General features: G+C 67.5%; 11 protein-coding genes and 2 pseudogenes. 6 read left to right on the top strand and 7 right to left on the bottom strand.

Translation table 11 applies throughout. The features are described from left to right. The first annotated feature begins 225 nt into the window (after window positions 1–225). Together MBEBAB_RS16610 and MBEBAB_RS13430 are read left to right on the top strand one after the other, a co-directional pair. Complete coding sequence (locus MBEBAB_RS16610) at window positions 226–513, top strand: hypothetical protein (RefSeq protein WP_158332151.1); 288 nt, start codon at window positions 226–228, stop codon at window positions 511–513. 256 nt (window positions 514–769) lie between these two features. Further along, window positions 770–1,291 (top strand): hypothetical protein, encoded by a 522-nt coding sequence (locus MBEBAB_RS13430; RefSeq protein WP_045319387.1) that lies wholly within the window; start codon window positions 770–772, stop codon window positions 1,289–1,291. Window positions 1,292–1,447: 156 nt separating this feature from the next. Here MBEBAB_RS13430 and MBEBAB_RS13425 read toward each other — a convergent pair whose 3' ends face one another. Then, window positions 1,448–2,422: an IS1595 family transposase gene (locus MBEBAB_RS13425; protein WP_021698535.1), complete on the bottom strand. Its 975-nt coding sequence runs from the start codon at window positions 2,420–2,422 to the stop codon at window positions 1,448–1,450. A gap of 123 nt (window positions 2,423–2,545) precedes the next feature. Between MBEBAB_RS13425 and MBEBAB_RS13420 the strand changes: the two genes are divergently transcribed. From MBEBAB_RS13420 to MBEBAB_RS13410, 3 genes are read left to right on the top strand one after another with little or no spacing between them, the layout of a single operon-like run. Then, on the top strand, window positions 2,546–2,935 hold the full coding sequence (locus MBEBAB_RS13420) for a hypothetical protein (protein WP_021698534.1): 390 nt from the start codon (window positions 2,546–2,548) through the stop codon (window positions 2,933–2,935). Then, complete coding sequence (locus tag MBEBAB_RS13415; protein WP_045319386.1) at window positions 2,935–3,132, top strand: helix-turn-helix transcriptional regulator; 198 nt, start codon at window positions 2,935–2,937, stop codon at window positions 3,130–3,132. The genes MBEBAB_RS13420 and MBEBAB_RS13415 overlap by 1 nt, the downstream gene beginning before the upstream one ends. Before the next feature lie 31 nt (window positions 3,133–3,163). Then, a complete protein-coding gene (locus MBEBAB_RS13410; RefSeq protein ID WP_021698532.1) occupies window positions 3,164–4,090 on the top strand; it encodes an alpha/beta fold hydrolase in 927 nt (308 codons plus the stop codon). Window positions 4,091–4,176: 86 nt separating this feature from the next. Here MBEBAB_RS13410 and MBEBAB_RS13405 read toward each other — a convergent pair whose 3' ends face one another. The 6 genes and pseudogenes from MBEBAB_RS13405 to MBEBAB_RS13380 form a co-directional block, all read right to left on the bottom strand. Beyond that, window positions 4,177–5,091 (bottom strand): DUF1206 domain-containing protein, encoded by a 915-nt coding sequence (locus tag MBEBAB_RS13405; protein ID WP_021698531.1) that lies wholly within the window; start codon window positions 5,089–5,091, stop codon window positions 4,177–4,179. Between the two features lie 56 nt (window positions 5,092–5,147). Beyond that, window positions 5,148–6,296 carry a flavodoxin-dependent (E)-4-hydroxy-3-methylbut-2-enyl-diphosphate synthase gene (ispG, locus tag MBEBAB_RS13400; protein ID WP_021698530.1) on the bottom strand — a complete coding sequence of 383 codons (1,149 nt, stop codon included), beginning with the start codon at window positions 6,294–6,296 and terminating at the stop codon, window positions 5,148–5,150. A gap of 51 nt (window positions 6,297–6,347) precedes the next feature. After that, a complete protein-coding gene (locus tag MBEBAB_RS13395; protein WP_021698529.1) occupies window positions 6,348–7,442 on the bottom strand; it encodes a helix-turn-helix domain-containing protein in 1,095 nt (364 codons plus the stop codon). A gap of 162 nt (window positions 7,443–7,604) precedes the next feature. After that, window positions 7,605–9,865: pseudogene (gene ptsP, locus MBEBAB_RS13390) on the bottom strand (phosphoenolpyruvate--protein phosphotransferase). Between the two features lie 79 nt (window positions 9,866–9,944). Further along, window positions 9,945–10,184, bottom strand: a pseudogene (yidD, locus tag MBEBAB_RS13385) (membrane protein insertion efficiency factor YidD); the annotation flags it as partial. 2 nt (window positions 10,185–10,186) lie between these two features. Further along, window positions 10,187–10,636 carry an iron-sulfur cluster assembly scaffold protein gene (locus tag MBEBAB_RS13380; protein ID WP_045319388.1) on the bottom strand — a complete coding sequence of 150 codons (450 nt, stop codon included), beginning with the start codon at window positions 10,634–10,636 and terminating at the stop codon, window positions 10,187–10,189. A gap of 97 nt (window positions 10,637–10,733) precedes the next feature. Here MBEBAB_RS13380 and MBEBAB_RS13375 point away from each other — a divergent pair. Next, window positions 10,734–11,462 (top strand): amidohydrolase family protein (locus tag MBEBAB_RS13375; RefSeq protein ID WP_045319385.1); only part of this gene is annotated, 729 nt, incomplete at its 3' end.

Here is an 11,462-nt window from a genome sequence, read left to right as displayed (position 1 = left end):
GGCGTATATATCTTTCACACACCCATTCCCGAATCCGGGAGCGTCTGATATGACGAGGGTATGGGGAAAGCTCTCGCTGGTGGACTGTTCGGAATCGCGGCGGGGGCGGCCATGACAGGCCTCTCGCTGATCGCGCCTGAAGTTGTCGCGCCCTATCTATTGTGGGGCGGTGTAGCCGGTATGATTATAGCCGCTACATGGGCCGTAATCTCGGGAAGGCGAGCCATGGGTAAAGAAGACAGACCGAAGCAGGACGCCATTGTGGACCTGTCGCGTGTCGATGGGGTTCGTATCGGTCAGATAATCGCCGATGGTCGTGGAAGCGGGACCGTTTTCAAAAACCATGACTGTTCGGACGTTCTGGTCGGACAGATTCATGATCGCCGCACGGGCGATGCTCCTACACATTCGTCTGCCGAGCCTAAGGCGACCGAACAGCCAAATGCGCCCGACGAACAGAAACCTAAGCGCCGGAAGTTTTTCTCGGGCTGGCGCCCTGATCCTGAGAAGTAGCCACCTTCCGCACCTTTTCCTCAAAGGCGGCTTCGTCCTCGTCGCACTCTAGCTCGCGGGCTAGGTGACGGAACTTGTCGGATTGTTGAGACTCGGCTTTGTTGTCGGGCATGGCACTTACTCCGGATAGCCCCAGGGGGTTCATTTTCGCTGACGAGGCAGGGTGTTTTACATTCTCCCGAGGCCCCAACATAAGCCGATACTTTATCGTCTGCACGCTCCAGACGGGAAACTGCGACAAACTAAGTTCTGGCTAATGAGCCTTCGCCGGGAACTGATATGGAACCGCGCGCCGGTCAGGGACTACTTTCACGCCTCCACCGACAAGCAGGTGGTCCGGGATGCTGTGTTCGATTTCCTCAAGACCCGCCAATTTAGGGTGCGGGCTACGATCCTTGAGAAGTCAAAAGCGATGCCAAAGATCCGGACTAGCGAGCAGCGGTTTTACCAGTACGCGTGGCACTACCACCTCAAAAACTCTCTCGCCGGGATAGAGCGAGAAATCCAACTGACGACCGCAAGCTTGGGCACCAACAAAAAACGAGGGACCTTTGAGGCCGTAGTTCATGATGCGCTCGGGCAGAACTTTGACTCGGAAAAGTGGTTCACCGCATTCTGTCCGGCTTCGGCCGACCCATGTCTACAGGCAGTCGATTACTGCACTTGGGCCATACAAAGAAAGTGGGAAAGGGGTGACTCCCGCTCGTACGATCTAATCAAGGACAAGATTAGAGATGAGTTCGACCTATTCAGAATCGGTAAAACTCATTACTATTGAGCGTCGGTAGCCCTCAGAACTCCGACTATCCCGAAAGAAGTGCCCGAGGGCCCTTTTCATCGGCTGAGGACTACCAAGAAAATTCTCTCACACTCCGATTCGTGCGTCAAATATTATCTGGCGCGTGTGCGCCAGCGCGCACCTCGCCACTTGCCATTAGGCTGCGGCCTCGGTCCGGCAGTCAGGCCCCTTATAGGTGAGGCGCTTGCCGACGATGCCCTTAAGCGCACGTTCGGCGCGTTCCACGTCCTCACAGCCCAGAGCCGAACGGTTGGAATAGCGGAAGTCGAACTCCGCCATGTAGCGGTGCAGGTGCTTCTTGGAGCAGTGCTGATAGACGCCCTTCATGCCGCGCTTGAAGATGCTGTAGAAGCCCTCGACGGTGTTGGTGTGGATGGTCGGAGCGCCGAGGCGCACGTACTCGTCCCGGCCGTGGTTCACGCGCTCATGGCCAGCGAAGGTCAGGCCGATCTGGCGGTAATGGTGCGCCTCGTCGGTCATGAGGATGGCTTCGCGGGCGATGTTGGCCTCGATGATCGGGACGAGGGTTTCGGCCTTGAAGTTGTCCACCACGAACGAGCGAGCGCGACCAGTCTCGCGGTCGATCAGCGACAGCACGCGGTTCTTCTTGTGGGCGTCCTTGCGGCCCGGCTTCGCGCCCGGCTCACGACCGATGAAGGTTTCATCCGCCTCCACCATGCCGCCGCCCGCACCGAACGGAGCGAACTCGCCTGAACGCATGGCCTCGCGGATGCGATGGGCCAGGAACCACGCGGTCTTGTAGGTGACCTCCAGAGTGCGCTCCAGCTGCTTGGCGCTGATGCCCTTCTTGGACGAGCACATGAGGTAGATCGCCTGAAGCCACTTGTGCAGGGGCAGGTGGCTTTCCTCAAAGATGGTGCCGACGCGCACGGTGAACTGCTTGCGGCAAGCGGCGCACTTTTTCAGGCCGTGGCGCTCAACGCCTTCCGGGTTCTTCTTGCTGGCCTTCGAGCGAACGCCCTTCAGGTCATAGACCTTACCGACCACGCCACAGTGAGGGCAGGACGGCTCGTTTCCCCAGATGATGCCCTCAACGAACGCGAAGGCGGCGGCTTCATCATGGAAGTAGGGCTTGGACAGAACAGACACGGCGCAATCTCCTTATGCGCCTAGGATAGCAGGTCCGGTGGGTTTGTCAAATATACATACGCCTGTTGACCTGACATTTCCCGTGTGTCATGTAGACCTTACATCTGGTCAGGAGGACATGACATGACTGACACCGTCGCCGCCCACAAACGCTACCTGTTCCGAACCGCCGCCTTCATGGGCGGCTATGTGGCCATCAACCTCGCGGCCATCTTCGACGCGTTCGACGACGCGGCCGGTTGGGGCGCCTATGCGCTGGGGCTGGCGGTGGCCGCGCCGGTGGCGGGCCAGATCTGGGCCACCCTGATGCTGATGCGCGAGTCCGACGAGTTCGTGCGCGGTCTGACCGCCAAGCGCTTCATCATCTCGGCGGGCCTGGCCATGGCCCTGTTCACCGGCTGGGGCTTCATGGAGACGTACGGCGGCGCGCCCCACGCGCCCGGCTGGATGATCTATCCGCTGTTCTGGGGCCTGTACGGCCTGGTCACCCCCTTCGTCCGGGACTCGCACTGATGAAGAACCGCCTGAGAGTGCTGCGCGCCGAGAAAGGCTGGAGCCAGGCCGAGCTGGCGGACCGGATCGGGGTTTCGCGCCAGGCCATCAACGCCCTGGAGACCGAGAAACACGATCCGTCGCTGGATCTGGCCTACCGCATCGCCGCCCAGTTCGGGGCCGCGGTGGAAGACATCTTCGACAATCCGCACGGCTGACGCCGGCGGTTCATTCCCAAGGAGAAAACTGATGTTCAACGTACGCTCATGGAGCGGGCGGCTGGCCGCCTGCGCGCTGGTCGCCCTGTCGGTCGGCGCCGCTGCCGCCCTGCCCGGACGGGCCGAGGCCCAGATCGCCGACCCCGCGCCCGGGTTCACGTCCGACCGCATCAGCGTGGAGGTGACCGGAATCGGCCCCGACGTGGTCCTGATCCCCGGCATGGCCTCCTCGCGGGAGGTGTGGCGGGCCACCGCCGAGGCGCTGGCCGGGAATTACCGGCTGCATCTGGTGCAGCTGTCCGGTTTCGCGGGGCAGCCGTGGACGCATGGCGAGGGCGACTTCTGGCGCCCGGCCGTGGCCGAGATCGCGCGCTACATCGAGACGGCGGGACTGGAGCGGCCGGCGATCATCGGCCATTCCATGGGCGGCGCGTCGGGCGTGCTGCTGGCGCAGGAGCGGCCCGACCTGGTCGGCCGGGTGATGAGCGTGGACTCCCTGCCTTACTTCGGCGCGCTTTACGGCCCGTCCGTCACCCCTGAGACCGCCGCGCCCATGGCCGAACAGGCGGTCCGCGCCGTGCTCGCCTCGGACGACGACGCCTTTCGCGCAGGCCAGGAGGCCCTGGCCCGGGGCATGAGTCGCGATGAGACGACGCGGGCCGCCATGGTCGCGTGGTCCATGGCGTCCGATCGTCAGGCCATGGGCGCGGCCATGCGCGACCTGATGACGACCGACCTGCGGCCGGGTCTGGCGGCCATGACCACGCCGGTGTGGGCCGTCTATGCTGCTGACGCTGACGGCGGCGCGCCCGCCGCCATGGCCGACGCCATGTGGGCGCGGGAGTACGCCGACCTGCCCGACGTGCGGCTGGAGCGGGTGGACGGCGCGCGCCACTTCATCATGGCCGACCAGCCGGAGGCGTTCATGGCGCTGGTGCGGGCGTTCCTGAGCGAGTGATCCGACGGCGCCTTCGGTCATTCCTGAAAGCCTGTTTCACGGCATCGGTGGCACCGCAGCGCGGTGCCACCTCAACCGATCAGGCTTTATCGAGGCTTGATGTCGTGCGGCATGCGGATGCGCCGCCAGCGGGCCTCGACCAGGGCGAAGGCGCCGAAGGCCATGATGCCCACGGCCGTGAAGCCCACGATCCAGGAGCCGAAGGGCTGGGCCTCCAGCACCTCCAGCGAAGCGCCGAAACTGCGCGCCTCCTCGGCCCGTGTGCGCCATCCGGCCAGCACCACGAACATGCCCATGGGCAGATAGGCGAAGCCGCGCGCCGCATAGCCGGCCCGCGCCAGGGGCACGACCCGCCGGCAGGTCTTGCGGTCGCAGGCCAGTGAGGATGCGAAGTCGCTCTTCAGCCCCTTGATGATGTTGCCCACGCCCATGCCGAGAATGAACAGGCCGACACCGATCAGCAGCCAGTCGCCCCAGGGCATGTCCATGACGGTGTAGGCCTGCTGTTGGGCCTCGGCGCCGCCGTCGTCGGCCTGGACCTCGCCCACCTCGTCCATCAGCTCGAAGACCGAGGACGCCAGAATGCCGTAGAACACGCCACTGAGCGCCTGGCCGGCGCGCATGCCGATGGCCTTCGGGGACCAGCCTTCATGGTCCGCATCGGCCACCGACTGCAGCACGCGCCACAGGACGAACATCCAGAGACCGACCCCCAGCAGGGTCAGCCAGACCCGGCCGAAAGGCTGTTCGGCGGTCAGTTCGATGATCCCGCCCGCGCCCAGGCTGTCGCCGGTCAGGTTCATGGCGGCCAGCAAGGCGACCAGCCCCACATTGAAATAGACGAAACCGCGCGCGCCGTAGCCGATGCGCGCGGCCCATTCCAGCAGGGTCTGGATCGAGGGCAGGGACCGGCCTGTCAGGCGTTCGACGTGGCGTCCCAGGCGGCGTCCAGCGCGCGCGCCGAAGCGGCGGCTCTGTGCGATCGCCTGGGTCAGGGTCATGGGTGTTCGTCCTCCGTGCGCGGAGGCAAACGCCTGAGGCTTGCAAACGGCTCCGCCTATTCGGCGGCCTGAGCGGCGCCCGCGCGTTCGGCGTCGAGCTCGGCGGCCTTCTTCTCCACCAGCTCGACGATGTGCTCGACCATGCCGGCGTTGTCCTGCTTGTGGGTCATCTTGCCGGCCAGATAGACCATGCCCGCGCCCTTGCCGCCGCCGGTGAAGCCCACGTCGGTGTAGAGCGCCTCGCCCGGCCCGTTCACGACGCAGCCGATGATGGACAGGCTCATGGGGGTGGTGATGTGGGCCAGCCGCTCTTCCAGCACGCCCACGGTCTCGATGACGTTGAAGCCCTGACGGGCGCAGGACGGGCAGGCGATGATGTTGACGCCCCGGTGGCGCAGGCCCAGCGACTTGAGGATGTCGAAACCGACCTTGATCTCCTCGACCGGATCGGCGGCCAGGCTGACCCGGATGGTGTCGCCGATGCCGGCCCACAGCATGGAGCCCAGGCCGATGGCGGACTTGATGGTGCCAGTGCGTAGGGGGCCCGCCTCGGTCACGCCCAGATGCAGCGGGCAGTCGATGGCGTCGGCCAGCTGCTGGTAGGCGGCCACGGTCAGGAACGGGTCGGAGGCCTTAACGGAGATCTTGAACTCGTGGAAGTCCTCGTCCTGCAGGATGCGGGCGTGGTTCAGCGCGCTTTCCACCATCGCATCGGGGCAGGGCTCGCCGTACTTCTCCAGCAGTTCGCGCTCAAGCGAGCCGGCGTTGACGCCGATGCGCATGGAGCAGCCGTGGTCCCGCGCGGCCTGGATCACCTCGCGCACCCGGTCGCGCGAGCCGATGTTGCCGGGATTGATGCGCAGGCAGGCGGCGCCGGCCTCGGCCGCCTCAATGCCCCGGCGGTAGTGGAAATGGATGTCGGCCACCAGCGGGACGCGGGACTCCCGCGCGATGGTGCGGAAGGCGGCGGTGGACTCTTCATCGGGGCAGGACACCCGCACGATGTCGGCCCCGGCCTCCTCCAGCTGACGGATCTGCTCCAGCGTCGCCGCCGCGTCGGCGGTCGGCGTATTGGTCATGGACTGGACGCTGATGGGCGCGTCGCCGCCCACGGCCACGGACCCCACGCGGATCTGGCGGCTCTTGCGGCGCTCGATGTGGCGCCAGGGGCGGATGTGGCCCAGCTGGTCGGCGGCGTTGGACATGATACGCCCTAGATAGGCGATCGGGCGGCGCTATTCCACGACGGAAAGATGTCAGCCCGCAGGCTGTATCGTCGCGGCGGCGGCTGAGGCGGTCGCCTGCTCGGCCCGTTCGGCCGCAGCCTGGACCGCCCGCTCGGTTCGCGCGGCCGCCTCGGCGGCGGTGCGGCGGGCGGCGGCCTGGGCTCGGCTGTTGAGTTGGGACAGTGGGGTCAGGGCGGCGCCCAGGGGGCCGTCGTACTCGCCGTTCATATAGACCGCGAAGGCGTCGGGCTCGGAGACGTCCACGGTCGCGGACACCTCCAGCGGCGCGCGCCAGGCCTCACCCGCGGCAAGCTGCCGGGCGAAAAGGACGCGGCCGTCGCCCATGCGGACCACCAGGCTGGCGGCGCGCCGGGCCTGGATCACGACGTTGGAAGCGGTGGGCGCCGCGCCATAGGTGGCGCCGCGTGGATTGAAGGCGGCCTGGACCGGCGCGTCGGTGCGCGCCGCCTGGACGGCGGCTTGATCCTCAGGATCGATCCCTGTCAGCTCGGCCTCGAGGCCCGGCGTGATGTAGAGCGCGGGCACGGTCTGGTCCGGCGGCGCGGCGCGGGGCGCGCCCAGACGCACCACGCCGGGGGCCGAGCCCAGGGACCACGTCTCGGGCGTGTCGGAGATGGCGGGCGGCGTCGGCGCCTGCATCAGGCTGACCCGCTGGAATACGTTCCAGCCGACCACGGCGAAAACCAGCACGGCGGCGGCGGCGATCAGGCGCGGCGACCGGCGCCGGGCGTCGGTGACGTCCACACCCGTCGGAGGCTGCAGGCCCACCGGCGCATGCGGACTTTCGCGCTTGAAGCGTTCGGCCGCCAGCTGTTCGTCCAGTCCCAGGGCGGCGGCGTAGGCCCGTACATAGCCGAGGGCGAAGACCTGCGACGGCAGGGCGGTGAAGTCGCCTTGCTCGAGAGCGCGGATATAGCGGATATGGACGCGCGTGGCGGCGGATAGGTCCTCGATGGACCGGGCTGAATGCTCACGCGCCCGGCGCAGAGCTTCCCCCAGCGTGGCGGACTCGGTCAGAATCCGGTGCGGGTCGTTCCACTCCGCCTCGTCGTGTCGCTCGTCAGGGTCGAACCCTGCATCCAGCGGCATGTCGCCCGCCCCCATACTCGTACTGTTGATCGGTGGATGATCGAAACGCCACGTTCCCCGCGGCGCCCGATCGTGATCTCCCCCCGGAGACCCCCCGAACTCGTCCTGTGGATAACCCATTGACAGTCCCGGATCAACGTCTGGTTAACCGATTCGCGCACGGCGCGAGCGGCTTTCTCACAGAGCGACGTTCAACTTCCGGGCCAGAGCCTCCACCTCATTGCGGACCGAGGCCGAGGCGCGCCGAGGAGACCCGCCACACCGCGCCGCGCCGCCGCCAGATCCAGCGACAGGATCATGCGCTTGACCGGTCCCACCCCGCCCGCCGGGGCGGAAAGCCTTGTATATCCAAGGGCCAGCAGCACCATGGCCTCAAGCGGGCGCCCGGCCAGTTCGCCGCAGACCGATACCGGCGTTTCGGTTTCCGCGCACTGGCGCTGGATGTCCTGCAGGGCGCGCAGGGTGGGCGGCGACAGCGGGTCGTACCGATCCGAGACCAGCGGATTGGTCCGGTCCGCCGCGTACATGTACTGAAACAGATCATTGGTGCCGATGGAGACGAAGTCGGTCAGCGGCAGCAGGGCGTCCAGGTGCCAGAGCAGGCTGGGCGCCTCGATCATGGCGCCGACCCGCAGGGACGCGGGCAGGGTCTTGCCACGGCGCTCGGCCCATTCGCATTCGGCGTCCATCAGGGCGCGGGCCGCGCGGAACTCGTCCACGGTGGCGATCATGGGAAACATGACCCGCAGCTCGCGCCCGGCGGCCGCGCTCAGCAGGGCGCGCAACTGCAGTCGCAGCAGGCCCGGCCGGTCCAGCCCCAGACGGATGGCGCGACGGCCGAGCGCCGGGTTCTCCTCGCGCTCCACCTCCAGATAGGGCAGCACCTTGTCGCCGCCCACATCCAGGGTGCGGAAGGTGACCGGGCGCCCTCCCGCCGCGTCCAGCACCCGGCGATAGAGATCGGTCTGGGCCTGAAGGCGCGGCAGTTCCTCGGAAACCATGAACTGGAACTCGGTGCGGAACAGGCCGATGCCCTCCGCGCCGGTCTCGTCCAGGGTGTCCAGGTCCACCACCAGGCCGGCGTTGGCCAGCACCGTAACGCGCACCCCGTCGCGGGTGATGGCCGGGGTGTCGCGCAGGGCCACGAATTCGGCGTGGCGCTGGGCCCGCAGCTGCATGCGCGCCTGCACCGCATCCAGCATCTCGGGGCGGGGGCGCAGGAAGGCCTCGCCTGACTCGCCGTCGGCGATGACCAGGTCGCCTTCGGAGAGGCGGTCACGCAGGCCGGCGAGGCGGCCGACACACGGAATCTGGAGCGCGCGGGCGACGATGCCCGCGTGACTGGCGGCCGAACCTTCCTCGAGCAGAAGGCCGCGCAGCTTGTCGCGTGGATACTCCAACAGGTCCGCCGGCCCCAGGTTGCGCGCCACCAGAATGGTGTCGTCCGGCAGCTCGCGCTGGCCCGGCTGGTCGCCCGCCAGCACCCGCAGCAGACGGTTGGCCAGATCCTCGAGGTCGTGCAGACGTTCGCGGATATAAGGGTCGCGCGCCTTGGCGAAGCGGGCGCGGTGCTCGTTCCTGACCCGGTCCACCGCCGCCTCGGCGGTCAGGCCGCCGCGCACCGCTTCCTCCAGCGACCTGTTCCAGCCCCGGTCGTCGGCGAACATGCGGTAGGTTTCCAGCACCTCGTAAGACGGACCCGCCAGACCCTGACCGCCCTCCAGCATGGAATCGATGTTGGCCTTCAGCGCCGTCAGGCCCAGCTTCAGCCGTCCCTCCTCGGCCACCGGATCGTCGGCCAGCAGCCGTTCGGGCGCCACCGGGGCCTCGTGCAGAACGGCATGGCCGATGGCCAGACCCTCCGCGAAGCGCTGGCCCTTGATGCGTTCAGGACGGTGGGGGGCGACCTCCACATCGCGCAGTTCGTCCAGACCCAGCAATTCACCAGAGGCGACGGTCTCGGCCAGGACCATGGCGATGGTCTGGATGTCCTCGACCTCGTCCTCGTCATAGCGGCGGGCGGCCTGGTTCTGGACCACCAGCACGCCGATGGAGCGGCCGCCGCGGAGCAGGGGGGCGCCGAGGAAGGCATGGTACGGGTCCTCGCCCGTCTCCGGGCGATAGGAAAAGCTGGGGTGGCTGGGCGCGTCGGACAGGCTGATGGGCTCGTTCAGCCGCGCCACCTCGCCCACCAGACCCTCGCCGGGCCGCAGACGGGTGTTGTGGACAGCTTCAGGGTTCAGGCCCTCGGTGGCGAACAGCTCCAGTTCGCCGGTGGAGCGGCGCAGATAGATGGAGCACACCTCGGCCACCATGGACGAGGCGATGGTCTTGACCACCTTGTCGAGACGCTCCTGCGCCGGGCCGCCGCCGGCCATGGCCTCACGGATCTGGCGCAGGAGGTTTCTGGGCCCCCTCGTCGTCAATCCGCCGCCCATGGGCATCACGCGCCTGCTCCCGCCATCCGATTCCGCCATAGCATATACAGAAGCTTCCCCGACGCGCACCCCGGCTAGTCCGGGGCGGATGGCGCCGGCGGCACCGGATCGTACCCCGAGCCGCCGAAAGGATGGCAGCGACAGAACCTTTTCATGGCCAGCCATCCGCCGCGCGCGGGACCGTGGGTGATCAGGCCTCGGCCGCATAGTCCGAACAGGTGGGCAGGAACCGGCACTGCTGGCCGATCAACGGTGACAGGGTGACCTTGTAGCCCCGGTGCGCCAGACGGACGCCGCGCTCGTACAGGCTGGGGTCCACCTCTAGGCCGCGCCCGAAATGCGGGCGCGCTCGGCCTCGCGCACCGCGTCCAGAGCCGCTTCCACCGCCACCAGGGTCGAGGCGTGGCGGGCGGGATAGGCCGCCACCTGTTTCAGCATGCGCAGTTCGGCGAAGCGGCCTTCTGGGCCTTGTCCCCCTGACTTCAGCATGGCCAGCAGGGCGTCGCGGGCCTGTTCGATCTCGTCGCCGGTGGCGCCGATCACATGCTCGCCCAGCACCCCGGCCGCCGCCTGACCCAGGGCGCAGGCTTTCACGGCCTGGGCGTAGTCCGCCACGCGGCCGGCCTCGTCCAGAACCACGTCGACGGTCGCCGTCGAGCCGCATAGTTTGGCGACCCTCTGGCCCGTGCCCTGGGGCGCGGTCAGCCGCCCCGAGCGCGGCATGTTTGCCGCCAGCGTCAGGATGCGCGCGCTGTAGAGATCGTCGATCATGGCCGACAGATAGGCGCTCATCGTTCTTGCGAGAAGGGTGAAAGACTTGCCGCCGGGAGCAGACTTCATGGGCATCCTACTCACCCATGGAGCCGTCATGATCCCCCGTCCTGCCTTTTCCGCCTGTCTTCTGGCCACCGCCGCGCTCGCCCTCGCGCCCGCCGCCCATGCCGAACCCGACGTCTATCTGGGCCTGAACCTGGTCGATCCGCAGACCGAAACGATCCAGCCCGACGCCTATGTGGTGGTGGAGGACGGCCGCATCGTCGAGATCGGGCAGGGGCGCCCCGAGACCGGTCAAGGCCGGATGCACGATTTCACCGGCCTGTTCGCCCTGCCCGGCCTGATCGACACCCACGCCCACGTCAGTCTGGGGGCTATCCGCCTGGGCACGGACGAGGACGGCGCGCCCTATCTGGCCGCAGATCATCGCCCCGACATCGTGGCGCACAACGCGCGGCGCCTGCTGGCCTATGGGGTCACCACGGTGCGCAATCCCGGCGGCGACATGGCAGCGAGCCGCGCCTACGATGAAGCGCGCGCAGCGGGGCTGCCGGGACCCGAAGCGCTGCAGGCCGGCGAAGTCATCGACCGCTCGCCCTTTCCCGTCATCGGTCTGGCGGACCGGCCGTCGGAGACGCGGGGCGTCGCCGCCATCGTCGCTGAACAGGCGCAAGGCGGCGCGCGCTACATCAAGCTCTATGAGTCCCTGAGCGAGGCTGACCTGATCGAGGGAATCGCCGAGGCCCGGCGCCACGGCCTGCCCGTGATCGCCCACCTGTCGGACGCAGCTGGACCCGCGCCGCCGACCTGGGCCGTGGACGCC

It is taken from the genome of Brevundimonas abyssalis TAR-001, from assembly GCF_000466985.1.
GTDB classification, from domain to species: domain Bacteria; phylum Pseudomonadota; class Alphaproteobacteria; order Caulobacterales; family Caulobacteraceae; genus Brevundimonas; species Brevundimonas abyssalis.
Note: the sequence above shows the minus strand (reverse complement) of the source record. Positions and strands in the feature narration are given on the sequence as shown.

Coding starts and splice junctions, on each gene's coding strand:
- MBEBAB_RS16610 (WP_158332151.1), top strand. CDS start 226: ATGGGTAAAGAAGACAGACCGAAGCAGGACGCCATTGTGGACCTGTCG.
- MBEBAB_RS13430 (WP_045319387.1), top strand. CDS start 770: ATGAGCCTTCGCCGGGAACTGATATGGAACCGCGCGCCGGTCAGGGAC.
- MBEBAB_RS13420 (WP_021698534.1), top strand. CDS start 2,546: ATGACTGACACCGTCGCCGCCCACAAACGCTACCTGTTCCGAACCGCC.
- MBEBAB_RS13415 (WP_045319386.1), top strand. CDS start 2,935: ATGAAGAACCGCCTGAGAGTGCTGCGCGCCGAGAAAGGCTGGAGCCAG.
- MBEBAB_RS13410 (WP_021698532.1), top strand. CDS start 3,164: ATGTTCAACGTACGCTCATGGAGCGGGCGGCTGGCCGCCTGCGCGCTG.
- MBEBAB_RS13405 (WP_021698531.1), bottom strand. CDS start 5,091: ATGACCCTGACCCAGGCGATCGCACAGAGCCGCCGCTTCGGCGCGCGC.
- ispG (WP_021698530.1), bottom strand. CDS start 6,296: ATGTCCAACGCCGCCGACCAGCTGGGCCACATCCGCCCCTGGCGCCAC.
- MBEBAB_RS13395 (WP_021698529.1), bottom strand. CDS start 7,442: ATGGGGGCGGGCGACATGCCGCTGGATGCAGGGTTCGACCCTGACGAG.
- MBEBAB_RS13380 (WP_045319388.1), bottom strand. CDS start 10,636: ATGATCGACGATCTCTACAGCGCGCGCATCCTGACGCTGGCGGCAAAC.